The organism is Streptomyces sp. NPDC058663 (genome assembly GCF_042716745.1).
Taxonomy (GTDB): domain Bacteria; phylum Actinomycetota; class Actinomycetes; order Streptomycetales; family Streptomycetaceae; genus Streptomyces.
Genome location: NZ_JBHXRV010000069.1, coordinates 17,705 through 41,663 on the forward strand (window position 1 = coordinate 17,705; position 23,959 = coordinate 41,663).

General features: G+C 69.0%; 21 protein-coding genes and 2 pseudogenes. 18 read left to right on the forward strand and 5 right to left on the reverse strand.

Features of this window, described 5'->3' with window-relative positions; translation table 11 throughout:
• Positions 1 to 13: 13 nt before the first annotated feature.
• The 3 genes from ACFWVV_RS34510 to ACFWVV_RS34520 are packed head-to-tail and all read left to right on the forward strand — an operon-like array spanning position 14 to position 4,670.
• The gene (locus ACFWVV_RS34510) at positions 14 to 1,483 is read left to right on the forward strand and encodes an aldehyde dehydrogenase family protein (protein ID WP_384357172.1); all 1,470 of its coding nucleotides are present in this window, start codon (positions 14 to 16) and stop codon (positions 1,481 to 1,483) included.
• Positions 1,480 to 3,072 (forward strand): APC family permease, encoded by a 1,593-nt coding sequence (locus tag ACFWVV_RS34515; protein ID WP_384357171.1) that lies wholly within the window; start codon positions 1,480 to 1,482, stop codon positions 3,070 to 3,072. The genes ACFWVV_RS34510 and ACFWVV_RS34515 overlap by 4 nt, the downstream gene beginning before the upstream one ends.
• A gap of 23 nt (positions 3,073 to 3,095) precedes the next feature.
• Positions 3,096 to 4,670: a GMC family oxidoreductase gene (locus ACFWVV_RS34520; RefSeq protein ID WP_384357170.1), complete on the forward strand. Its 1,575-nt coding sequence runs from the start codon at positions 3,096 to 3,098 to the stop codon at positions 4,668 to 4,670.
• Positions 4,671 to 4,768: 98 nt separating this feature from the next.
• Here ACFWVV_RS34520 and ACFWVV_RS34525 read toward each other — a convergent pair whose 3' ends face one another.
• Positions 4,769 to 6,022 (reverse strand): PP2C family protein-serine/threonine phosphatase, encoded by a 1,254-nt coding sequence (locus ACFWVV_RS34525; protein ID WP_384357168.1) that lies wholly within the window; start codon positions 6,020 to 6,022, stop codon positions 4,769 to 4,771.
• 137 nt (positions 6,023 to 6,159) lie between these two features.
• Here ACFWVV_RS34525 and ACFWVV_RS34530 point away from each other — a divergent pair, with 137 nt between their 5' ends.
• From ACFWVV_RS34530 to ACFWVV_RS34570, 9 genes are all read left to right on the forward strand, one after another.
• Positions 6,160 to 6,744 carry a MarR family winged helix-turn-helix transcriptional regulator gene (locus tag ACFWVV_RS34530; protein WP_384357166.1) on the forward strand — a complete coding sequence of 195 codons (585 nt, stop codon included), beginning with the start codon at positions 6,160 to 6,162 and terminating at the stop codon, positions 6,742 to 6,744.
• Between the two features lie 303 nt (positions 6,745 to 7,047).
• Positions 7,048 to 7,971, forward strand: a complete 924-nt coding sequence (locus tag ACFWVV_RS34535) for an STAS domain-containing protein (protein ID WP_384357164.1) — start codon at positions 7,048 to 7,050, stop codon at positions 7,969 to 7,971.
• Positions 7,972 to 8,009: 38 nt separating this feature from the next.
• Complete coding sequence (locus ACFWVV_RS34540) at positions 8,010 to 8,423, forward strand: STAS domain-containing protein (protein ID WP_384357162.1); 414 nt, start codon at positions 8,010 to 8,012, stop codon at positions 8,421 to 8,423.
• The gene (locus tag ACFWVV_RS34545) at positions 8,420 to 8,887 is read left to right on the forward strand and encodes an ATP-binding protein (protein WP_384357160.1); all 468 of its coding nucleotides are present in this window, start codon (positions 8,420 to 8,422) and stop codon (positions 8,885 to 8,887) included. The genes ACFWVV_RS34540 and ACFWVV_RS34545 overlap by 4 nt, the downstream gene beginning before the upstream one ends.
• A gap of 135 nt (positions 8,888 to 9,022) precedes the next feature.
• On the forward strand, positions 9,023 to 10,273 hold the full coding sequence (locus ACFWVV_RS34550) for a PP2C family protein-serine/threonine phosphatase (RefSeq protein ID WP_384357158.1): 1,251 nt from the start codon (positions 9,023 to 9,025) through the stop codon (positions 10,271 to 10,273).
• 555 nt (positions 10,274 to 10,828) lie between these two features.
• Positions 10,829 to 11,614 carry a ferritin-like domain-containing protein gene (locus ACFWVV_RS34555; RefSeq protein WP_384357156.1) on the forward strand — a complete coding sequence of 262 codons (786 nt, stop codon included), beginning with the start codon at positions 10,829 to 10,831 and terminating at the stop codon, positions 11,612 to 11,614.
• Positions 11,611 to 12,435 (forward strand): ferritin-like domain-containing protein, encoded by an 825-nt coding sequence (locus tag ACFWVV_RS34560; protein ID WP_384357154.1) that lies wholly within the window; start codon positions 11,611 to 11,613, stop codon positions 12,433 to 12,435. The genes ACFWVV_RS34555 and ACFWVV_RS34560 overlap by 4 nt, the downstream gene beginning before the upstream one ends.
• A 70-nt stretch (positions 12,436 to 12,505) precedes the next feature.
• Positions 12,506 to 12,928 carry a cupredoxin domain-containing protein gene (locus ACFWVV_RS34565; RefSeq protein WP_384357152.1) on the forward strand — a complete coding sequence of 141 codons (423 nt, stop codon included), beginning with the start codon at positions 12,506 to 12,508 and terminating at the stop codon, positions 12,926 to 12,928.
• Positions 12,929 to 12,987: 59 nt separating this feature from the next.
• Entirely contained in the window at positions 12,988 to 13,428 is a 441-nt protein-coding gene (locus tag ACFWVV_RS34570; protein ID WP_384357150.1) for a hypothetical protein, read from the forward strand.
• A 245-nt stretch (positions 13,429 to 13,673) separates the two neighbouring features.
• Here the strand turns inward: ACFWVV_RS34570 and ACFWVV_RS34575 are convergent, their stop codons facing one another.
• The gene (locus ACFWVV_RS34575) at positions 13,674 to 14,420 is read right to left on the reverse strand and encodes an anti-sigma factor domain-containing protein (protein ID WP_384357148.1); all 747 of its coding nucleotides are present in this window, start codon (positions 14,418 to 14,420) and stop codon (positions 13,674 to 13,676) included.
• Positions 14,417 to 14,716 (reverse strand): hypothetical protein, encoded by a 300-nt coding sequence (locus tag ACFWVV_RS34580; RefSeq protein WP_384357147.1) that lies wholly within the window; start codon positions 14,714 to 14,716, stop codon positions 14,417 to 14,419. The genes ACFWVV_RS34575 and ACFWVV_RS34580 overlap by 4 nt, the downstream gene beginning before the upstream one ends.
• Before the next feature lie 367 nt (positions 14,717 to 15,083).
• Between ACFWVV_RS34580 and ACFWVV_RS34585 the strand changes: the two genes are divergently transcribed.
• The 4 genes and pseudogenes from ACFWVV_RS34585 (at position 15,084) to ACFWVV_RS34600 (ending at position 16,846) form a co-directional block, all read left to right on the forward strand.
• Positions 15,084 to 15,731 (forward strand): fasciclin domain-containing protein, encoded by a 648-nt coding sequence (locus ACFWVV_RS34585; protein ID WP_384357145.1) that lies wholly within the window; start codon positions 15,084 to 15,086, stop codon positions 15,729 to 15,731.
• 66 nt (positions 15,732 to 15,797) lie between these two features.
• A complete protein-coding gene (locus tag ACFWVV_RS34590; RefSeq protein WP_384357143.1) occupies positions 15,798 to 16,277 on the forward strand; it encodes an ATP-binding protein in 480 nt (159 codons plus the stop codon).
• Between the two features lie 7 nt (positions 16,278 to 16,284).
• Positions 16,285 to 16,490 (forward strand): annotated as a pseudogene (locus tag ACFWVV_RS34595) (amine oxidase); the annotation flags it as partial.
• Positions 16,491 to 16,540: 50 nt separating this feature from the next.
• Positions 16,541 to 16,846, forward strand: coding sequence for a hypothetical protein (locus ACFWVV_RS34600; RefSeq protein ID WP_384357199.1), 306 nt, complete (start codon positions 16,541 to 16,543; stop codon positions 16,844 to 16,846).
• Between the two features lie 215 nt (positions 16,847 to 17,061).
• On the opposite strand, the gene ACFWVV_RS34605 is transcribed toward ACFWVV_RS34600, so the two are convergent.
• On the reverse strand, positions 17,062 to 17,712 hold the full coding sequence (locus tag ACFWVV_RS34605) for a fasciclin domain-containing protein (protein ID WP_384357141.1): 651 nt from the start codon (positions 17,710 to 17,712) through the stop codon (positions 17,062 to 17,064).
• A gap of 86 nt (positions 17,713 to 17,798) precedes the next feature.
• Positions 17,799 to 19,382: a molybdopterin-dependent oxidoreductase gene (locus ACFWVV_RS34610; protein ID WP_384357139.1), complete on the reverse strand. Its 1,584-nt coding sequence runs from the start codon at positions 19,380 to 19,382 to the stop codon at positions 17,799 to 17,801.
• 219 nt (positions 19,383 to 19,601) lie between these two features.
• Here ACFWVV_RS34610 and ACFWVV_RS34615 point away from each other — a divergent pair.
• Both ACFWVV_RS34615 and ACFWVV_RS34620 read left to right on the forward strand, forming a co-directional pair.
• Positions 19,602 to 19,700 (forward strand): annotated as a pseudogene (locus tag ACFWVV_RS34615) (3-oxoadipate enol-lactone hydrolase); the annotation flags it as partial.
• 430 nt (positions 19,701 to 20,130) lie between these two features.
• On the forward strand, positions 20,131 to 23,184 hold the full coding sequence (locus ACFWVV_RS34620) for a hypothetical protein (protein WP_384357137.1): 3,054 nt from the start codon (positions 20,131 to 20,133) through the stop codon (positions 23,182 to 23,184).
• Positions 23,185 to 23,959: the final 775 nt, after the last annotated feature.

Genomic DNA, 23,959 nt, shown 5'->3' on the forward strand with positions numbered 1-23,959 from the left:
CGGAGGAGCACCCATGCCGGAACTGTTCATCGGTGGCACGTGGACCGCCGCCGTCGACGGGCAGGTCCGTGAGATCCGCTGCCCGGCGGACGGCACCCTGGTCGCGACGGTCGACGAGGCAGGGCCCAAGGACGCCGCGGCGGCGATCGCCGCCGCGCGGGAGGCCTTCGACCACGGCCCGTGGCCCGCCACCCCCGCCGCCGAGCGCGGCCGCCTCCTGCTGCGCGTCGCCGACCTGCTGGAACGCGACAAGGACGCCCTCGCCCGCGCCGAATCCCTGGACACCGGGAAGCGGCTCGTCGAGAGCGAGTACGACATGGACGACATCGCCAACTGCTTCCGCTACTTCGGCAACCTGACGGCGTCCGGCGGTACGGACCGGGTCGTCGACACCGGAAATCCGGAAGTGGACAGCCGCGTGGTGCACGAGCCGGTCGGCGTGTGTGCGCTGATCACGCCCTGGAACTATCCCCTGCTCCAGACCGCCTGGAAGGTCGCCCCCGCGCTGGGCGCGGGCAACACCTTCGTCCTCAAGCCCAGTGAGCTGACCCCGCACACCGCCATCCTCCTGATGCGCCTGCTGGCCGAAGCCGGGCTGCCCGACGGGGCGGCCAACCTGGTCCTGGGCGCGGGCCCCGAGGTGGGCGCGCCGCTCAGCGAGGACCCCCGGGTCGACCTGGTGTCGTTCACCGGCGGGCTCCTCACCGGGCGGCGCATCATGGCCGCCGCGGCCCCCACCGTGAAGAAGGTCGCCCTGGAGCTCGGCGGCAAGAACCCCAACATCGTCTTCGCCGACGCCGACTTCGAAGCGGCCGTCGACTACGCCCTGATGGCGATCTTCCTGCACTCCGGCCAGGTGTGTTCGGCCGGAGCACGGCTGCTGGTCCAGGACGAACTGCACGACGCGTTCGTCGACGAGGTCGTCGAGCGCGCCCAGGACATCCGGCTCGGCGGCCCGTTCGACGTGAACGCCCGCACGGGACCCCTGATCTCCGCCGCGCACCGCGACAAGGTCGAGGCGTACGTGGCCGCAGGCGTGGCGGAAGGGGCGGTGCTGCGCTGCGGCGGGGTCCGCCCCACCGACCCGGCGCTGCAGGACGGCTTCTACTACCCGCCGACCGTGCTCGACGAATGCACGGCCCAGATGTCCGTGGTGCGCGACGAGTCGTTCGGCCCGGTGCTCACCGTCGAACGTTTCCGGGACGAGGCACAGGCGGTCGCCCTCGCCAACGACACCGTGTACGGCCTGTCGGGGGCGGTCTGGACCCAGGACACCGGCCGGGCGCAGCGCGTGGCCTCCCGGCTGCGCGCGGGCACCGTATGGATCAACGACTTCCATCCCTATGTGCCCCAGGCCGAGTGGGGCGGGATGAAGCAGTCCGGCTTCGGGCGCGAGCTGGGCCCGGCCGGCCTCGCCGAGTACCAGGAGGCCAAGCACGTCTGGCGCAACCTCGCTCCGGTTCCGCAGAGGTGGTTCGCATGAGCACCGCTTCCGGCGGGACTCCGGACCGGTCCGACGCCGCTGCCGCAGGCGGCGGGGTGCCGAGCGCGGCCGACGCCGCCCTCGCCCAGAGCAAGGACGACGACGACGCGCTCGGAGCGCTCGGCTACCGCCCCGAACTCAAGCGCACCCTAGGCAACTTCCACACCTTCGCCGCCGGGATCAGCTACATCTCCATCCTCACCGGCACCTTCCAGCTCTTCTACTTCGGAGTCACCTTCGGCGGACCCGCCTACTGGTGGTCCTGGCCGATGGTCTTCGTCGGCCAGCTGATGGTGGCCCTCTGCTTCTGCGAACTCGCCGCCCGCTTCCCGGTCGCAGGCTCCGTCTACAACTGGGCCAAGCAGCTCGGCGGCCCGCACGTGGGCTGGCTGGGCGGCTGGATGATGGTGACCGCCACCATGGTGTCGCTGGCCGCGGTGGCTCTCGCGTACCAGGTCACGCTGCCGCAGATCTCCGAAAGCTTCCAGTTCGTCGGGGACGGCTCGGGCACCACCGACTCGGCGAAGAACGCCGTGCTGCTCGGCTCGGTGCTGATCCTGTTCACCACCCTGATCAACGCGTTCGGCGTGAAACTGATGGCCCGTATCAACTCCGCGGGCGTACTGATCGAGCTGATCGCCGCCGTCGTCCTGATCGTGCTGCTGGCCGCCCACATCACCCGCGGGCCCAGCGCCGTCATGGAGACCCAGGGGCTGGGCAGCGGCGAGTCGCTGGGCTACCTGGGCTCGTTCCTCACCGCCTCGCTCGCCTCGGCCTATGTGATGTACGGGTTCGACACGGCGTCCTCGCTCGGCGAGGAGTCCCTCGACCCCAGCCGCAATGCCCCGCGCGCGATCCTGCGGGCGCTGATCGCCTCGTTCCTCATCGGCGGACTCATCCTGCTCTTCGCACTGCTCGCCGTGCCGGACCTGCACGCCAAGGAACTGTCCGTGGACGGCCTGCAGTACGTGGTGCTCAGCACGCTCGGCTCCACGATCGGCGAGATCGTGCTCTGGTGCGTCGTCATCGCGATCACCGTCTGCGAACTGGCGGTGCACGCCGCCGGCATCCGCCTCGCGTTCGCCATGGCCCGCGACAACTGCCTGCCCGCGTCCTCGCTGCTCGCCCGGGTCAGCCCGCGCTTCCAGACGCCCGTCGCGCCCGCCATCGTCATCGGCCTGGTGGCCGTCGGCATCCTCGTGATCAACATCAACCAGCCGCAGATCTTCTCGGTCATCACGAGCATCGCGATCATCATGATCTACGTGGCGTACCTGCTGGTCACCGTCCCCATGCTGATCCGGCGCCTGCGCGGCACCTGGCAGCCCGCCCAAGGCAAGTTCTCGCTCGGCAGGTTCGGACTGCCGGTCAACATCCTCGCCGTGCTGTGGGGCGCGGCCATGTCGCTCAACCTGGCCTGGCCGCGCGCGGAGGTCTACAACGCCACCGGGCCGCAGCACTGGTACCTGCGCTGGGGCGCGTTCCTCTTCGTCGGTGTCGTCGCGCTCGGCGGCTTCACCTACTACTGGTTCGTACAGCGGCACAAGACGGGCGTGCTCGCGGAACACCGCACCGAGACCACTTCCTGACCCCCCGATACGGAGATGCTGCGATGTCCGCCCAGAGCCCTGCCCACAGCCCTGTCCACGCATTCGACTACGTGATCGTCGGCGGCGGCACGGCCGGTGCCGTCGTCGCCGCCCGGCTGACCGAGAACCCGGACGTCAGCGTCTGCGTGCTGGAGGCCGGACCCTCGGACGTCGGCGACGACAACATCCTCCGGCTTGACCGCTGGATGGCCCTGCTGGAGTCCGGATACGACTGGGACTACCCCGTCGAACCGCAGGAGAACGGCAACAGCTTCATGCGGCACGCGCGCGCCAAGGTCCTCGGCGGCTGCTCCTCGCACAACTCCTGCATCGCCTTCTGGGCGCCCGCCGAGGACCTCGACGAATGGGGCGCGCTGGGCTGTACGGGGTGGAGCGCGGCGGACTGCTTCCCGCTCTACCGGCGCCTGGAGACCAACGACGCCCCCGGCGACCACCACGGCCGCTCCGGCCCGGTGAACATCCGCACCGTCCCGCCGAACGACCCGTGCGGCGCGGCCCTGCTGGAGGCCTGCGCCGCGGCGGGCATCCCCACGACCCCGTTCAACACGGGCCGGACGGTGGTGCGCGGAGCACACTGGTTCCAGATCAACTCCCGTACCGACGGCACCCGTTCCTCCGCGTCCGTGTCGTACCTCCACCCGGTCCTCGGAAAGCGGCCGAACCTGGAGGTACGCACCGGGCTCCAGGCCAAGCGGCTGCTGTTCGACGACGACCGCCGCTGCACCGGCGTGGAGTACCTCCAGCCCGACACCGTCCACTCCGGTACGGTCCGCGCGCGCCGCGAAGTGATCGTCTCCTGCGGGGCCATCGACTCGCCGAAGCTCCTGATGCTGTCGGGCATCGGACCGGCCGGGCAGCTCCGCGACTGCGGTGTGGAGGTGCGGGTGGACTCGCCCGGCGTCGGCGAGCACCTCCAGGACCACCCGGAGGGCGTGATCATGTGGGAGGCGAAGCAGCCCATGGTCACCTCCTCCACCCAGTGGTGGGAGATCGGCATCTTCGCCGACACCGAACCGGGGCTGGACCGCCCCGACCTGATGTTCCACTACGGCTCGGTGCCCTTCGACATGAACACCTACCGGCGCGGCTACCCGACCTCCGACAACGCGTTCTGCCTCACCCCGAACGTCACCCGCGCCCGCTCCATGGGCACGGTGCGGCTGCGCACCCGGGACTTCCGGGACAAGCCGAAGGTGGACCCGCGCTACTTCACGCATGAGCACGACATCCGGGTGATGACGCACGGGCTGCGCCTCGCCCGTGAGATCGCCGCGCAGGCCCCGATGGCCGGGTGGACGGGCACGGAGCTCGCCCCCGGCCCGGACGCCACCACCGACGAGGAACTGTTCTCCTACATCCGGGAGACCCACAACACCGTCTACCACCCGGCGGGCACCGTGCGGATGGGCGCCGAGGACGACGCGGACTCACCGCTCGACCCCGAACTCCGGGTCAAGGGCGTCACCGGCCTGCGGGTGGCGGACGCCTCCGTGATGCCGTTCCTCCCGGCGGTCAACCCGTGCATCACCACGATGATGATCGGGGAGAAGTGCGCGGACCTGATCAAGGCCGGCTGACCGCCCTGACACGGGTCTGACACGGGGTCGCCGAGGCTGAGCCCCCCGTCACCTCTGGCGAGGGTCCTTTCGGGGCCGGTCTCCTCCGCGCTCCGGCTCTACCGGGTGCCGGGGTGCTCGGCGGGTGCGGGACCTTTGCCCCGCCAGTCGAGGCAGACCACCATGGCGTCGTCGTTTCCGCGGCCGGAGCGGCGGTGAGTGGTGAGGGATTCCAGTACCGCCTGGGGGACTTGGGGTGCGGGGAGGAGGCGGGTGTCGTGCAGGGCGCGGGTGAGGGGCTGGGCGCTGAAGCGTTCGCCCGTGGGGGAGGGGGTGTCGTAGACGCCGTCGCTGACGAAGAGGAGCCGGTCGCCGGGTTCGACGGTCAGGTGCTGGGAGGCGTAGGGGGTGTCCTCGAACATGCCCAGCGGCAGCTGGGCGTCCAGGGTGATCGGTTCGACCTTGCCCCGGCGCAGCCGCCAGATCTTGGGGGAGCCGGCGTCGATGACCTCGACGGCTCCGGTGGCGAGGTCGAACTCGAGGAGCAGCGCGGAGACGTGCTGGCTGCCCTGGTGTTCGCCGTAGAGGGCCTGGTCGGCGAGCGCGGCCTGGTCGGCGAGAGGGAGGCCGGCGCGGCGGGCGTTGCGCAGAGCGTTGATGGCGAGGTTGGTGAGGAGGGCTGCCTTGATGCCCTCACCCATGCCGTTGGTGACGGTGAGCGTCAGGGTGTCGGTGGAGGTGGACCAGTCGAAGTTGTCGCCGTAGATGGCGTACGCGGGCTCCAGCTGGGCGCCCAGGGTGTACTCCGGGCGGGTGCAGGAGCGGCCCGGCAGCAGCTGCCACTGCATCTCCGCGGCGAGGGTGAGGCGGCTGGCGCGGCGGGCCTGGAGGTAGACGTCGGTGTCCCGGTCGGCGACGACGATCTCGTGGCCGAGCAGGCTGGCCAGCTGGGCGAGCTCGTCCAGCGCCTCGGACGTGTGCCGGTCGCCGGGAAGGGTGACCGAGAGCACCCCCAGGCGGTCGCCGCGGACGCTCACCGGCAAGTGGGCGGTCACGGCGGCCGGGACGTCCGGGCGATCTGTTCCGTCCCGCAGGGGCGAGTGTGAGGTGGGAGACTGCGGGTAGCGGATCTCACAGACATAAGGTTGCTGAGCGCCGAGGGCGCGGCCCGGGTCGCTGCCCCGTACCGGAACGGGGTCCGCGGTGTAGGGCAGCACCGTGACCGGCTGGAGCATGGACATTGCGTAATCGGCCATCCACAGGTCCACGGCGGTGGCCCCGTACTGGCCGGTGCACACGGAGCGGACCGTCTCGAACAGAGCATGAGGCGCTGCGGCACGCAGAGCCCGGTCGGCGAAGGCGAATCTTTCCATGGGGCGGCGGGGCCTTTCCCTGAGGCTCTGGAAGTCCGAGAAGCTCGAAGTTCGGCAAGGTTCAACGAACAAGGCTGGCAAACTGACTGCTGGACCGGCTCTCGTACGAGGCCGGCAGGCTGAATCGGAGTATCGCGGTGCGGAGTACCGACCCGGCTGCTGCACATTCCACGACGCCCGCGGCCGCGGTGTCCGCACGTGCCGTGGTCGAACAACTGGAAATGCTGTGGGAACGGGGCCGGGAGGCGGTGCCGACGGCCCCTGTGTCCACCTCACAGCTACGCGTGCTGTACATCCTGGACAAAGGGGACGGGCTCAATCTTCGCACCCTGGGGGAGCAGCTGGGGGCGGCCCCGTCCTCGGTCAGCCGGCTGTGCGACCGGCTCCAGGCCCTGGGCTACCTCGAGCGCGCCTACAGCGACACCGACCGGCGCGAAGTGCTGCTGCGCCTCACGTCGCCGGGCCGCACCTACCTGTCCGAGCTCCGAGGCCATCGCGAGGCGGCTCTGGCCGCGACGCTCGCCGCCATGGCCCCCCAGGACCAGGAAGCCCTCGCGAGGGGGCTCGACGCCTTCCGCCGGGCGAACGACGGGGCACCGGGGGGTGCTCCCCCGCACACGCACCGCTCCCGCAGCGGCGGGTCCCGGAGCAGGAGAACGGAGAGCCCACCGGGTATTGCGGAAATCCAGAACGTGCGCGTGCAGATCGGCCGGCCCGCCTAGCGGCGAGGGTGCCGGAGCCGTGTGCCAGTAATGAGGGTGCACCTGGGCCTCTCCGGTCCCGGGCCCGGCAGGCTCCGGGCTGCGCTGGTCAGCGACCTCGCCATCGAGACCGCTCGTAAGAATGTTGCCTGATCTCCATAGTTGTCAAACGGCAACTTTCGGAGCCCCCGCCCGCCCCTCCCGCCCGCCCCCCACTCCGTGCATCGGTGCGGCCTCTGTGCTTATATTTGTCACGCGACAAATATTGAGGCTGTAAGAGTAGTGCGTGGGTGACCGAACACGGAGCGAGGGAAGGGGAGCTGAATGGACATCAGCGACGAGGACGTACGGCGTCGGGTCACAGAGGTCCTGCGGGACCATGCCGAGAAGGTAGCCGACCGCTGGGTGCAGCTTCAGCAGCAGGGCGAGCTCGATGCCCTGGTCTCCGAGCGCGAGCTGCGCGAAGAGGCGGACAGTCTGGTCGCCGCACTCGTCGGCGGACTCCAGAGCCCCCTGCCGACCGCGAGCGTGGTTGCCGCCCACCGTGAGCTCGCCGGAGCGGTGAGCGACCTCTCGCTGCGCAGGGCCCGGGCAGGCGCCACTCCCACGTCCACCTCCCTGGCCGTGCTCTCCCTGAAGGAGGCACTGCTGGAGGCCGTCCAGGCCGAAACCCAGGACGCGCAGGAACTGTTCCCCACGGCACTGCTGGTCAACCAGCTCCTGGACGCGGCCGGAGCCCTGTCGTTCGCCACCTACGCGGAGGGCCGCGAGGAGATCATCCGCAGGCAGAGCCGCCAACTGCTGGAACTGTCGACACCGGTGGTACGGCTGTGGGACAAGGTGCTGGCGGTACCGCTCATCGGTACGCTCGACACCGCGCGCACCCAGGTGGTCATGGAGAACCTCCTCGACGCCATCCAGCGCAGCGAGGCCATGGTCGCCATCGTGGACATCACCGGCGTCCCCACCGTCGACACCGCCGTCGCGCACCACCTGATGCAGACCGTCAACGCGGTGCGGCTCATGGGCGCCGACTGCGTCATCAGCGGAATCCGGCCCTCCATAGCGCAGACGATCGCCCAGCTCGGGATCGACCTGGGGACGATCCTCACCCGAACCACCCTCGCGGACGCCCTCTCCGAAGCCATCCGGCTGACCTCCGCCGGCAGGCACAGCACCGCGGGCGCCCCAGCCCCGGGGGCACTGCCCTTCGACAGCAGGAACCCCGCGACGACGGTCTCCTTGTGACGGCCCCCGGACCCGCCCCCAGCGCCTCCCAAGCCTCCTTGGCCCCACCGGCCGCGGCCCGGCTCCCTTCGGCCGGAGCACCGTTCCTGCGTTTCGGCGACGTCCTGGTCACCGCACTGCTCGACGAGGTCGACGACGCCACCGTGCGCACCTTCACCGACGAGCTGACGGCGCACATCGTCGCCTCCGCCACCCGGGGCGTCCTCATCGACATCTCCCGGCTGGACCTCATCGACTCGTTCGTGGCCCGCGCGCTCATGGAACTCACCACCACCGCACGTCTGCTCGGCGCCTGCGTGATCGTCTCCGGCATGCGTCCCGCCGTGGCGATCACCCTGGTCGAACTGGGTGTACGTCTCGACGGCGTACGCACGGCACTGAACGCGGAACAGGCCATGGCCGCGCTCGGCTGGTACCAGGACGCGCCCTGTGACGGAAGGCGCCCTTCATGAGCCAACCCGTCGGCAGCCTGCGGATACCCGCGCCGCAGATTCCTGCCGGAGAATCCGGGCCGGACTCCGTCCCCGGCGTGGCACTGCGCACTGAGGAGGACCTCCTGACGGTCCGGCACGTCGTGCGCGCAGCCACCCTCACGGCCGGATTCGGCCTGGTGGACCAGACCCGCGTGGTGACGGCCGCCAGCGAACTTGCCCGCAACGCCTTCGTGCACGGCCACGGCGGCCACCTCCACGTGGAAGTCCTGCGCCGGCCCGGCGAGCGGGGTGTCCGGCTCACCGTGGCCGACCACGGCCCCGGCATCCCCGACATCGAAGCGGCACTCGTCGACGGCTACACCACGGGCACGGGGCTGGGCCACGGCCTCGGTGGCACCCGCCGCCTCATGAGCGACTTCGACGTACACAGCACGCCGGGGGAGGGCACCACCGTCCTCACCACCCGATGGGCGCCCGTCTGACCGGCCCGGCCTCACGGGTGCACTCCCGCCCGCCGGTGCCACGGCTGCGCTCCTGCCCGCCGGTGCCATGGCCTGCGCCGGCGCAGCACCCTGCCCAGAACCGCACCCACTTCGCCCCGTCCCCGTCAGGATGCAATGCACGATTCCCCGAGCGGCGTCTTCCACTCCGCGCCGTCGTTGCGCCAGGAAGTCCGCCGCCTCACCCGGGACCACCGGTTGCCGGCCGAACTCGTCACCCGACTCGTGCTGTCCGTCTCACGCCTGGCGGCGGACACCCTGCACGCCGGATTCCCCGTCACTCTGCACACCGGCGCCGACGCGGAAACCCCCGTACACCTGCCCGAGCACTACCTGGTCCTCACCCTGGGCGCGCTGACCCAAGGACACCGGGCCCCGGAGGCATCCCTGCTTCCGCCCGCGTACGAAACCCGGCACTCCGTCACCTGGCTCGTCCCCCTCCCGCGCGACGCCGACGCCCGGCCGTCCGCGCCCCCCACCGCCGACGACTGCGCGCTCTCCGACACCGAGGCATACGAGAGGGAACTGCTGGCCGCCCTCGCCCGCGTCGACGCACTCACCGTCCAGCACCGGGACCTCAAGCACGAACTCGCCGAAACCAACGGCGGCGTACTCGCCCTCTACGTACAACTCGAAGAGCGCGAGGAGCAGCTCCGCACCGCGCACGGGAGGATGCTCCTCGACCTGGAGAACGCCCTGCGTCCCGCTGCCCCCCACATCCCGGGGGCGGAACTCGCCGTGTACTACGCCCCGTCGGACCCGGCGGCACCCACCGGAGGTGACCTCTACGACTGGTTCGCCATGCCTGACGGCACCCTCCACATCACCGTCGTCGACGCCCTCGGCCACGGCATCAGGAGCACCCGCACCGCCCTCTCCGTCACCCACGCCGTGCGTGCCCTCGCCCTCGAAGGCCACCCGCTCCAGACCCTCATCGCCCGCACCCACCACCAACTCACCCCCATCGCAGCAGAGATGCAGGCAACCGCCCTCCTCGCCCGCCTCGACCCGCACACCGGAGCCCTCCACCTCGCGGGCGGCGGCCACCCGCCCGCACTCCTGCTGCGCGCCGACGGCCACACCGCGCAGTTCCTGCCCGCACCGGGCCGGGGCGTGGGCTTCCCGCTGCCCGGCAGCGAAGACCTCCGCCACGAAATCCTGGCCCCCGGCGACCTTCTCATCCTCTACACGGACGGCCTCACCGAGAGCCGCCGCAACCCCGTGGAAGGCGAACTCCGGCTCATCGCCTCGGCCCGCCGACACGCCCACCTTCCCGTGCGGGACATCCCGGCCGCCATCGCCGCCGACATGCACACCGTCGTCCTCCACTCCGACGACACCCTCGCCCTGGCCCTGCGCATCACCTGAGGAACCGCTGTCGGCGGACCGCGCTGAGGCGGCCGCCGTGGACGGCGAGCGACTTGGGGGCCCGTCGGATGCCTGTCATCGCGCCGTCGTGGCCATCCCGCCCGTCACCCTCCTGTGCACCTCGCCGCCGCCCCGGGCCCCACCGGAGACAGGACGCCAGGACAGGACCGCTCCGTGGCTATGCCGGCGACCCGGACTGTGTCGGCTGGTACACGGACACCGTCACGCCCGGCGAGGGCGGCAACACTCGTGGTCGGCCAGCTGGACTCGGCCACCGGGCCTGCCGCGCTGTACGGAGCGGGCGCTCTGCGCCCGGCGGCCGCAGCAGCCTCGAACGTCGAGAGGGGACTGCATTCGCCTTCACGTTCACCGATCTGGGAACCCCACGTTGGCGCCCCCTGTCCGTAACCAGGGTGTACCGGTCGCGAGAGGAGGTGTCTCGTTCGGGTGTACAGGCAGACCATTGAGCGGTATCCGGAGGGCACTCTTCCGGTCCTTCCTCAAATATGGGTCCGATGCCTGCGCTGTCCGGCGCGGCCAAGGAGATGGGATGCGATGGGTACGGACCACATCGACACCGCACTGCTCAGAGAACTGACCGAGCAGTCGCAGGATCTGAACAGTGACGCGTTGCGAGTGACAAACGCCTCGCTTACCGACTTCGCGGAGGCCGCGGAGCCTGCGGGCAGACGCTGGTGGCAGCGTCGCGCCACTGTCCTGGGGACAGCGGGGGCAGCGGCCCTGCTGGGGGCCGGCCGTGCGGCGGCTGCTTCCCGCAACGACATCATGGCGCTGCAGACCGCCGCCTCGCTGGAGAACCTGGCGGTGAACGTCTACCGGACTGCCGCCGGGCTGCCGTTCATCAAGGACGGCAACAAGACAGTGATGGCGTTCATCGAGAAGACGACGGCGCAGCACATCGAGCACGGCAAGGCGTTCAACGCCGCCGCGACGAAGGCGGGCGGCAAGGCCCAGAACGACCCGGACCCGAAGTACGCCGCCATCGTCCAGAAGCAGCTGCCGTCGATCAAGACTCCCGCGGACGTGGTCGAACTGGCCATCACCCTGGAAGACGTGGCCGCGCAGACCTACACGAAGAACATCGGCCAGGTCGAGGACAGGAACCTGCGGCAGCTGTTCGCCTCTGTGGCCCCCGTGGAAGCACAGCACCGGGCCACCCTGCTGGCCGTGCAGGCCCTGCTGGCCGGGAAGCTGCCCGACCTCATCGCGATCCCCACCGACGTCGCCAAGCTCCCGGCCGCCGCGGGCAGCGTCGGGTTCCCTGACGCCTTCTACCCCACCAAGAGCGCCTCGCCGGTCAGTGAAGGGGCAGTGAAATGACCACCAGCAAGCACGGCTCCTGGGAGCTGCCGATCAGCGAGGGTGAGCTGACCCGGCTGACCAGGGAGATGGACCAGGCCCACCAGGAGACCCTGCCCGTGATGGCCGCTTCCGGGCGCGACTTCACGCAGGAACTCCACGACCTGCGCGCCGCAGGCCCCGACGACGGCCGGCAGCAGGGCGTACACCTCGCGCGCCGCCGGTTCCTGGTCGGTGCCGGCGCGGCCGCCGCAACGCTGGCGCTGGCCGCCTGCGGCGGCAAGTCCGAGGTACGCGCCGCCCCCACCGGCGCTCCCTCGAAGTCGCCGTCGGGCACCTACACCGGGGACCTGAAGGTGGTCGCCCTGGCGGCCGCTCTGGAGAACCAGGCCGTCGGCGCCTACCAGGCCGCTCTCAAGGCGGCCAAGGACGGCAAGCTGGGCGACGTACCGCCGGCCTTCGCGACCTTCGCGCAGACCGCGATGAGCCAGCACAAGGATCACGCCGCCGCGTGGAACGCGATCCTGTCCTCCGCGGGCAAACCGAAGGTCTCCGGTATCCCGCTGTCCAACCACGACGACGTCACCACGGCACTCGGCAAGGTCAAGGACGTCCCCGGAGTGGCCAAGCTCGCTCTCCAGCTGGAGGACCAGGCCACCCAGACGTATGTGTTCGCGGCGTCCAACGTCGAGAGCAAGGGCGGGATCAACACGGCTGCGACCATCGCCCCGGTCGAGGCCATGCACTCGGCGATCCTGCACTACGTGCTCGGCCAGTACCCGGTGCCCGACGATTTCATCGGCACCGACAAAGCCGCCGGCACCAGCCTGTTGACTGTCTGACCCACCCTGGGCCAGGGGCGATGCGCACCTGGCCCAGCGGCCGGCACGCCACGAATCCTTCGGAGAAATGATGTCGCTGCGCCCTCGCAGACCGCACACGGTCATCACCGCTGCCGCCGCAGCGCTGTGCATGCTGACGGCCCTCACGGGATGCTCGGACGGCGAAAGTTCTGATCCGTACACGCCGCCCTCCGCGTCCGCATCGTCATCCGCACGCGCCCCCTCGCCATCGGGCGGCAAGGAAGCCAAGATCACGATCAAGGACTTCGCGTTCGAACCTGCCAACCTGACGGTCGCCGCAGGTACGAAGGTCACCGTCGTCAACGAGGACTCGGCCCCTCACACGGTGACCGCCGGCGGCGACAAGCCCTTCGACACCGGCAACATCCCCGCGGGGAAGACAGCCACCTTCACCGCGCCGTCCCGCGCAGGAAAGTACGCGTACATCTGCACCATCCACCAGTACATGAAGGGCTCACTCACGGTCCGCTGACCCCGGATGCCCGTGCAGCTCTGAGGCCCGTACCCAGCCCGGGCCGGGAAGGGAAACGCATGTCCCTCGAACCCCCGCCGTCCGACCGTCCGGCGCACCGGCTGCTCCTGGGCGTGGCCCGCATCCTGGCCGCCGCCGGGCTCGTGGTGAACGCCTACGTGCACGCGCGCCTCGCGGACCAGTACGACGCCGTCGGAGACACCATCAGCCAGGGTGTCCTGTTCCGGATCGAAGCCGCCCTCGCGGCACTTGCAGCTCTGCTTGTCCTGGTATGGCGGCGTCTGCCGGGGGACGCCTTTGCATGGCTGGTGGCCGCAGGAGGGCTGGCCGCCCTGCTCCTCTACCGCTACGTCGATGTCGGGGCAATCGGACCGCTCCCGAACATGTACGAACCCGTCTGGTCCAGCGACAAAAAACTCGCCGCAGGCGCCCAAGCACTCACCATCGTGACCGCCACACTGCTCCTCGGCTCCCGCCGAAGGCGACGCCGCCTCGAATGAAATCTGGGCAGGGAGTGACGTTCCTCCGGAAAGCGAGGGGGATATTCCGCAAGGTGGCTCCGCCAAGAAGAAGACACTCCCTGACCCGGCGGATCCGGATAGGCCGCGGATCCGGCGGGGGTGCCTCCTGTGCATTGGATTCGTCGCACAGTCGGTTCCTGCGCAGAATTGTTCACTCGCGAAGAGGGCAGTAAACGCCGCCCGGAAGTTGCGTTTGTCTGGATCCCCAACTCACGGGGGACGGATCAAGACGGAAGCGTCATGATTGTCAGGGGTGTGGTGGTGGGCCGGGACGAGCCGCCGACGGGTTCTACGGTGATGCCCATGCCGGTGGCCCTGCCTACTTCTCCCTTCATCACCAGGCCACCGTCCTGCCGCATGAGGCCGGCGGGCCTCATCGTGCCGCCGTCGTCGAACCACAGCTGGTAGGTCTTGTCATCGGGCAGTTCCGGCAGGCGGGACGCCAGGAAGACGGCGCTGTTCTGGCTGCGGGAGACGATCACGGTGGCCCGCGCACCCCCCTTGAGGTTGCCGGAGACACTGCGGGCGTCGGAGGCTGCCAGTACCCGTGTGATGTCTGCGGTCTCCGCTCTGGCCTGCTGGGCGAGCTGTGCGGACTGCTGCACCTCCAGGAACTGCCAGGCCGCCACCCCTCCGAACGCGGTAGCCCCTGCCACGCAGGCGGCCAGGACGAGACGGGGCATCTGCCGCGCGCGGCCGGCCCTCGGACGGCGTACGACATCGGCAGCCGTCACCTGCGGGGGCAGCTGACGCACTGTCTGGATGCGGGCGACGAGTTGTCTCTTCATTGCGAGTGGGGTGGCGGTGGCGACGGCTGCTCCCAGGCGGGCCGCGGTGGCGGTCAGGTCCTGTACTTCTTGGGCGCATGCCCCGCACTGCCGCACGTGGCGTTCGACCGTCTCGCTCTCGTTGTCCGCCACCGCGTTCAGGGCGTAGGCGCCAGTGAGGACGTGTACGCGTTCGTCGCTCATGCGTTTACTCCCACGCAGTCTCGAGGGCGGATCAGGCCGTCACGCAGACGGGTATGGACTGTTCCCAGTGGCGCCGGCAGCGAGGCGGCCACCTCCTGGCAGGTGTGGCCCTGGTAGTGGGCGAGGGGCCGGGCCGGATCGCGCAGCACTTCGAGTGCCAGCCCGTAGACCGGGCCGGCGATCGAGCCGTAGAGGGTGGCGAAGGTTTCCTGGTCGCCGTGGGCGACGCGAGCTACGGCATCGGACAGTTCCGGCCTGCGCTGCGAGACGCCTCCGATACGCGGGACCTCTTTCACCACACACCTCTCGGACGCGCGAACCCAGCGGGGTGAGGCTCGGTGCGATGGGCCGCCCATATCCAGCCTTTCCAGCGATACGGGTGAGCGAAAGCCACCCTTCCGCAGTTCTCCGGTGGTTATTGCCCTTTCGGTTGATTCGTAGCCGTGGGCGTCGCGGATGGGTTCGCCGGACGACTTCTTGTGCGCCCGGTAAATGCTTTCCTTTGCGACCAATCCGCCTCGGCTCCGGTGGCGAATGAGGGGTGTGAGGTAAGCGGTACGGCCTCGAAAGCAGTAGAAGCGGACTGCGAGGCCGTACCTACCTGGCAGTCCTCACTTGCCGGCGCCGCCCGCCGGCCAGTAGCCCACTCAAGGAGCACTCTTCATGTTCAGCACCCGCTCGCGTCGCACCCTTGCCGTTGTCATCGCCGCGGCCGCCCTGCCTCTCGCACTTACGGCCTGCGGCATGGACGACAGCAGCAGCGGCAAGAGCTCCACCTCCTCAGCCGGAAAGGGAAGCGCGGACCAGGATGGCGAGGGCCAGGCCGCTCAGGTGTCGGGACCGTTCGGCCCGGGGTGTGCTTCGGTGCCCACGGAAGGCGCCGGAAGCTTCGACGGCATGGCCCAGGACCCCGTCGCCACCGCGGCGTCCAACAACCCCGCCCTGTCCACTCTCGTCACCGCGGTGAAGAAGGCCGGTCTGGTCGACACGCTCAACAACGCTGAGAACATCACGGTGTTCGCGCCCACCAACGACGCCTTCGCCAAGATCCCGAAGGCAGACCTCGACAAGGTCCTTGCCGACAAGGCGACGCTCACCAAAATCCTCACCTACCACGTCGTAGGCCAGAAGCTCGCCCCCGAAAAGCTGGAGAGCGGCACCTACGCGACGCTGGAGAAGAGCACACTCACCACGGCCGGCTCGGGCATGTCGTACAAGGTCAACGACTCCGCGTCCGTCGTCTGCGGCAACGTCCCCACCGCCAACGCCACCGTCCACATCGTCGACTCCGTCCTCATGCCCAAGATGTGATCCCCGGACGACGAAGCTCCCGGCGGGAGCACCCATCCAGAAGTGCGCCGGTGACGAATCACAGGTATGCGCATCGTTGTTGCTGTTCCGGCCCCCTTCCGGGCCGGGCATAGCGAGGCGGTTTCAGCGACGTGTGCTGTTGCCGGCGTCAGAGCCGTGATCCGCATGCATCTGGCCCACTGGGGCCTGCAGAGCCTCACCGAGGACGCGCTGTTGGTCGTGACGGAGCTGCTGGCCAACGCTGTCCGCCACGGCAAGCCCTCGTGGAGTGTCTGCATGTGGCTGATGCCTCAGCCTCAACAGGGCGGTCGTCGGTACGTGCGGCTGGAGGTCGCCGACGCCGGGGCAGGCACCGACATCGGTCTCCTACGTGCCCGCTGGCGCCACCCGTCGAGCTCGCTGACGGAAGGTGGACGCGGTCTGCTCATCGTCGACGCTCTCGCGTCCTCCTGGGGCAACGACCGCACCAGCCACGGGCACACCGTATGGGCGGAACTGGAAGTCAAGCCTGAATCCCCCGGCGGCGGCCCGGCTCCCTCCCGCTGACAGCGCCACGCTCGAGCTGTGCACAGCCGATGGACGGCCGCTTTGCGTCGAGAGCGAATTCATCGTGCACAACGAGCGGACCTGCCCGATGCTGCTGCGCCTGTTCGCCGAGCTCGGGCCGCGACGCAGGACTCCGGCGTGAGGATGTCGGTGCGGTGCGGTGCGGTGCGGTGCGGGGGCTGTGGGCTGGAGTACGCGGGAGCACGCGGCCCCCTCCTGCCGAGCAGCGTCAACTGCCACCGAGCCGGATCCGGGAGGCGGGGATGGCAGACCGGGTGGCGGTGGACCTGTGCGACTACCGCCATGTCCGCGGCACGTACGACGCGGTGGCGAGGGCGATCACGATGCCACACGAGCGGATGCTGGCCATCGGCCGGAACCACACCTGGATCAGCAAGTACATCTTCCCCGGCGGACTCATCCCCTCGATGACCGCCACCGAGGCTGCCGGTGCCGCATTTGCCGTCATGCTCATCGTCTTCGTCCTGGCCGCAGTCAGGGGATCCCACCGGCTGGTGGACGTCGCCCGGGACTCGCCTTCACGGCGGTGGCCGTCCTCCCGTACGTGATGTCCGCCGGCCGCGGTGACGACACGAGACGTCTGCTGGTCGCAGTGGTGACCTCGGTGAGGTACCGCGAGCAGCCTGTCGGCCGTCCTGACGTACAGCAAGACCGCTGCGCAGCCCCTGGTGCGGGCTGCGCAGCGGTCCTTCGGGTATCGCGGAAGCAGCGCAACTCCGGGCCGGCCGGGAGTCGCGCTGCTGGGCCGGCCCGGAGTCTGCGGCTACTTGGGCATCAGGACGGTGTCGATGATGTAGACGGTGGCGTTGGCCGTGGGCACGTTGCCGCAGACGACGCTTGCCGAGTCATTGATCTTGTACGACTCACCGGAGCCCGAGGTGGTCAGCTTGCTCTTCTGGAGCGTGTCGTAGGAGCCGCTCCCGAGCTGCTGGGGGGTGAGCTTCTCACCGACGACGTGGTAGGTGAGGATCTTGGTGAGCATGGCCTTGTCGTTGAGGACCTTGTCCAGGTCCGCCTTCGGGATCTTGGCGAAGGCGTCGTTGGTCGGCGCGAACACTGTGATGTTCTGGGCGTTGTTGAGGGTGTCGACCAGACCGGCCTTCTTCACTGCTGTGACGAGGGTGGACAGGTCCGGGTTGTTCGACGCGGCCGTGGCGACCGGGTCCTGTGCCATGCCGTCGAAGCTGCCCGCGCCGTCCTTCGGGACCGAGGCGCAGCCCGGACCGAACGGCTTGTCCGCCATCGCTGTGGCGTCAGCGGTCGGGGGCGCCTCCTGCGGCGTGGAAGCGGCCGAGGTGGGGGAGCTCTCCGACGCGGAGTCGGAGCCGCCGTCGGAGCACGCGGTCAGACCGAGCGGGAGTGCTGCTGCGGCGACGACGGCGATGGCAGTGCGGCGGAAGCGGAGGCTGTTCATTGGGTTCTCCTTGAGTGGTTGTGTGGTAACTCTGCGTAAGGAGTAAGGGTCTGTGGGTTCCGGGCGGCCGGGCGGCTGCCCGCGCTTCAGTCGACGGCGACGACGACCGAGTGCCAGCCGCTGGCGCCGTCGGGGACGGTGCCCGTTCGCTTCTCGGTCTGGACTTCGCCGGTGCGGTCGGTCGCGCGGACGGTGAGGGTGTGGCCTCCGGGGGTGGCCTTCCAGGGGAAGGACCATTGGCGCCAGGTGTCGACGGTGTGCTGTGCGGCGAGGTCGGCCGGACGCCAGGGTCCGTCGTCGATACGGATTTCGACCTTTTCGATGCCGCGGTGCTGGGCCCATGCGACACCGGCGACCATGACAGTGCCGGCCTTGGGACGGGCGAAGGGTTTGGGTGTGTCGATGCGCGACTGGGTTTTGATCGGCGCCTTCTTGGCCCACTTGCGCTTGACCCAGTAGGGGTCGTAGTCGTCGAACGTGGTCAGTTCGATGTCTTCGATCCACTTGCAGGCGGAGACGTACCCGTACAGGCTGGGGACCAGCATGCGGACGGGGAAGCCGTGGACGAAGGACAGCGGCTCGCCGTTCATCCCGACCGCGAGCATCGCGTCACGGCCGTCCATGACCTCCTCGACCGGCGTGCCGAGCGTCATGCCGTCCACCGAGCGGGCCACCAGCTGATCGGCCGGCCCACCGCGTGACGGCGGCTTCACGCCGGCTTCGCGCAGCAAGTCCGCCAGCCGTACGCCGATCCAACGCGCGTTGCCCACGTACGGACCGCCGACCTCGTTGGACACACACGTCAGCGTGATGTCCCGCTCGATCAACTCCCGTTCCAGCAGGTCCTGGAAGGTGACAGTCATGGGCCGCTTGACGCCCTTGCCGTGGATACGCAGACGCCAGCTGGTGGCGTCGACCTTCGGAACCACCAACGCCGTGTCCACCCGGTAGAACGTCTTACTGGGGGTCGTGAAGGAACTGACCCCCGCAACACGCAGCTGGGCCCCGGAGGGGATCGCGGCCGCCGGCGAAGCGGGCTCAGGCAGCAGCACCGCGGAGCGTGAGGCCACCGCGTCCTGAGCCCGTCGCCCGTTCAGGGTCCGGCCAAGAGCGCCCGCACCCGTGGAGGCGACCGCCGCAGCCGATGCGGCGATCAGGAACCCCCGCCGGTCCCAGCCGCTCTCCTGGCCCTGCTCGGCCGCGTGCCGCCGGGCGGTGAGCCTGCCGATGAGCACATAGAGCAGTACGGCGCCCACAACGGTGCCCACCAGGGACGGCACGCCGTCCGCGAGCCCCGTCGAGTCGGGACGGCTGATCGCCGCCGCCGCGCCCACCACACCGAACCCCAGTACCCCGGCAGCGCCGATACGCGGATGGCGCAGCGCCACCAGTCCCAGCAAGACCCCCAGTACGGCGAGTGTCGCCAGGATGCCCAGTTGCAGAACGAGCTTGTCGTCCTCCCCGAAGTTACGGATCGCCCAGTCCTTCACCGGCGCCGGGGTGCGGTCGATCGCCGCACCACCGACCGCGGTGATCGGCCCGGCTTCGGGCCGTACCGCAGCGGAGGCGAGCTCAGCCACGGCGAGTGCGGCGTAGCCGGAGAGCAGGCCGCTGAGAGCGGCGAGTGCGCCACGGGCCAGGTTCGTTCGGGAGATCCTCACACCTCTCATTCGGAACTGACCGCTGTGCGGATTGGCCCACCACTCGAACGATTTGGAACCCACCAAGGACTCCTATGAACGTCGGATCATCATGGAGAGCAGGACCCGGCGCGGCATCGTCCGCTGCCTTACTCGCTACGCGGCCCGAGAGGCCTTCCACCTGGCCGAACAGTGCCGGCCCTTACCCCGCTCACAGGGGCCGGCGTGACAGATGAGAGGGTCACGCGGGTGAGTGAGACACCGATGAACACCCTGCAATACCGCTTCGACGGGCCGGAAAACGCCCCTGTCCTTGTCCTGGGTCCCTCATTGGGTACCACCTGGCACAGGTTGTAGATGGCGTCTTGTGGGGTCCAGAGTGGTTCAGGTGAGATGCAAAAGGCCAGTTCAGCTCATTGTGGTCCAGGCGCGTCTTTGTAGTTGGTGAGACGCGTGTGAGAGGTGGGGGCCGAGCCGGAACCGTCCGGCTGGGCCTGCGTCGTCTCTGGCGCCCTGGTTGAGGCGCGGATAGCGGGTCCTGACGTACCGCTGCTCCTGAAGAATGAGGGCAGAGGTCCGCTAACCGTGTGTGGGTTTTCCGGCCGCGACTTCGAGCTGCCCCATCCGCCGGGCCCTGTCGGCCCTGACGCAGTCACGCATCACGTCTGTCCGCCCGATCGTGGGTGGGCGGCTCCTCCGCCGCGCGCGGCAGATCGGGGCTCACGACGTTCCCGCCGACAGCACGCCCGTTGTCAGTGGTGTGGGAGAGAATCCTTGTGTGGCGACTTTCCCTGAGACCGAACGCTATATCCAGTTTCTGCTCGAGCAGTTGGCGGGCCGCAACGAGCACCATGTGTTCGAGCAGATCGTGTTTCAGATTGCGCTGCGCCGACTGAGCAGCAACATCGTGCCGGCTACCGGTCCGGTGAGTGCTGGCGGGGACCAGGGACGTGATGCCGAGTCGTACTACACAAACCTGCCACACGAGCTGCCTGAGGCAGGTGGGTTCGTCGGGCGTGCCACCACGGAGCCATGGGTCCTGGCGGCATCCGTGCAGAAGCCGCCGTTGGACGGGAAGATCCGCGACGACCTGAAGTCGATCTGCAGCCGAGGAGAACCCGTGCGTAGGGTGGCCTTCTTCGCGGTGCACGAAATCCCGGTAGCGGCACGGCACCGGTTGCAGCAACACGCGCGGGATACCTACGACGTCGCCCTGGACGTGTTCGACGGGCAGGCTGTGGCCAACATGCTCGCCCAGGGCGACCTGGTCTGGATCGCCCAGCGGTTTCTGGATCTGCCCTCGGCGATGATCCCGGACGAGCCGGCCGAGGCACATCCGGACTGGTACCGCTCCACCTTGACCGCTTTGCGGGAGCGGCCGGGTAAGCGTCTGACGCCGGGAGCCCTATCCGAGGTCCGGGACGGTTTGCGGCATGCGACCTTCGACGACGAGGCGCGGGTGGACCTGCCCGAGTGGCTCGGCTACGTCGGGGAATTCATCGAGGCTGGGGACGGAGAGCTCGCTCTGCGGGCGCGCTACGAACGAGTGTTGGCCGTGCTGCGCGGGAAGAACAGCTTGGACGGTGTCGAAGCGGACATCCGGGCAGTTATCGACGCCGCCCTGTCCTCGGAGCGTGTCGCGCTCCTGGATGACGCGGGCCAACTGCTGCTGTACTGGGGCGGCGCCTGGCTGCGTCACCTGGGTACGGCGAACGCCGAGGAACTGCGCGAGCTGGACCTGCGCCTGCTGCAGCGTGTGGCTGTCTTGATCGGGGCCACTGACGCCGCTGCCTACCCGGTACGCAAGGCGTCGCTCCTCGACGTGGCCGCCCGCCTGTGTCTGCACCCGCGCTGGCCACAGGTCACACGCCCGGCCGCAGGGACGCTGCCCACCCCACAGGAGACGACACGGCTGCGGCGGGCGAGTGAGATCGTGCCCACTGTCAGCTCGGCCAACCCCTCGGTGGACGTCACCGAGGCGATGGACTGTCTGGAACAGCTGGTCGACCTGCTGCCGCAGGCCCCTGCCTTCCCGGTCGGCGGTGTAAGCGAGACGTTCCAGATCTTCGCACCCGCCCTCACCGAAGACCCACGCTACGAGAAGATCCGCGACGCGCTGGACGCCGCGCAGGCGGACCTCGCAGGCGACAGCAGTGTTGCCGCACGCTGCCGGGACCGTGCGATGGCATTCGTGCGCGCGGGCAGACCGCTGGACGCGCTGCACGAACTGCACGAGGTCAAAATCAACTGGTGGCACGGCGACACCCTGCGCGGCGCGCTCCTCACCATGTGCATGATCGGGAAGATCTACGGCGACCTGAACCTGCAGCAAGCCGCCCGGCAGTACGCGCTGACCGCCGCCGCCCTCGCAGCCGCACCCGCGGGCCAAGAACATGAGGACCTGCTGCCCGCCGCATTGACCCAAGCCATGATTCATACCCACGCGGCGGGCCACTGGGGCGACGCCCTCGCTCTCGGCGGACTCGCCTTCATGACCCACCACCTGTTCGCCGAAACCCCCGAGGACTACCCCTCTCACGGCTACATCCAACAACTCGACTTCCACGCCAGCATGGTGATGCTCAGCGCAGAGCGGTTCCGCCCCGCGATCATGCCGACCCTCCGTGAGCTAGCCCATGCCGACTACCTGGCCGACCTGGACGAACACCTCCCGCTGATCCGGCCCAGCTTCACGCAGACAGAGCAGCAGTTCATCCATAACGCAGACGACCAGCTCACCGGAAGACCGTTCTCGGACGTGGGAGCGCACCGGGATATGAACTTCGCAGCCCTGGGCACGACATGGCGTATCCGGTGCGACAACACCCGCGCTACCGTCCTGGCAGCCGAGCGTTTCACCGCCGCGGTGCAGATCTCGCTTGCGGAACTCGCCCCGCACGATCCTCTGTTCTTCCCCCAGGACATTCTGGTCCGGGTGATCACGGGCACACCACTGGGCGGAGGGGACAGAGTCACCTTCGGGCCCAACAATCACGCCATCGACTGCACCGTCATCCTCAGCCCCTACAGCGCCTCGACCGACCACACAGCCTTCGAGCGTGAACTGTCCACCACGGTGGTGCACCTGCTGGCCCACCTCAGCGCCAGGCCCACCGAGGCGTTCATGTCCCTGGTGAAGACAACATTCGCCCGCGGACTCCTGCACAAACTGATCAGCGGTCGCCCCTACGACGAAGCCGCCGGTCTGCTGGCCGAGGACCACTACGACACCCTGCGGCAAACCGCCATGCGACCGTGGTCGGACACGGCATTCCAGCCCCCCACCGCCCCGCAACTCGCCCGGCCCACGACACCGGGACCCGGCTACGACCGCACTAGAGCACTCGACATGATCCGCGACAACTACACCGACCTGCCCCAGGTACTCAGTGAGACACTGCCCCGTGTACTGGCCGATCCTGGCACCCGCACAGGACTGGAAGAACTGCGCAACGAAGGATGGCTCGACTGGCAGATCTTGCTGGCCCTGGCCAACATCGCCGCTAACCTACGGCTGCAGCAGGCCAGCCCGGGCAGCATTCCCCGGGACTATCCCACCCGCTTCTTCCGAACGCCGGAAAACCATTATGCAACCCCACTGCCCCTAAACGCCTTTACCGCTGACAGCCTGCGCCTACAGATGGACGTGACCCTGCTGGCCGTCGCCCAACGCCGCTGGAAACTGGGCTCGGCCATGACGACCCCCAACCCGCAGGTGTTCAAGGAGCTGTTGACCACCCGCTACAACTTCGCGACAGATGACGTTCCACACTGCGACCTGCTCAACGGCGCCCTGGACGAGCACGAGCCTCTGCTTCCTCCGAGCCCCTGAGGAATATCCGGGTGAGATACCCCGAGTTCCGCACTCGAAAGCGCGCCCTCTCATGGATAAGAGAACGACCTCCGACCTGTCTCTGGATGGTCGGGACGACAGGGTTTGAACCTGCGCCCCTTGACCGCAGAGGCCGCAGGAATTATCTGCACCCGGCCTGGCAGGACTATCGCACCGGACGCGCGTCTGCGCGCGCTGTTCAGGTTCGCGAGCTCGGGGTGGTCCCCCTACTGGTAGAGGCATCCGCGTGGGCCGTCCAAGATCCCGGATCAAGCTCTGTCACGGCGCCCGACAGAGACGCTCAAAGGCCGTCATCAATATCAATCAGGAGGTCGGCGTGCGGGACGCATCCGACCGCCTCTCCGGTCGACGTACGGCAGGTACACCGCCCACGGCCAACGGCTCACGAGGTCTTCGACAAGGGTGTCCTCAGTGTCGACGACAGCCATCGCGTCTTGGACCCCCAGCCCTTCGCCGGTCACAGCCCCGCCGGGCACGACCACACCACCGCCCCCTGTCGGCTGCCCCTTGTCGCCCTCAGCCCCGTCCCGTCGCCGCCGCTCACCCACGCCTGACACGCCAGCCAGGTCTTCCACGGCGATCCCACGCCCTGCTGTGTCGGCCTGACGGAACGCAGCAAGGACCTCACAGGTAACTAGTAGCCGGTCGATCCCAGTGTCCCTAGTCTTCTGAGTCAGGAATTCTGTTCAGATATGAGGCGAGGCGTTCGAGGATCTCGTCCGCGGTCTTGGTCCAGATGTAGGGCCTGGGGTGG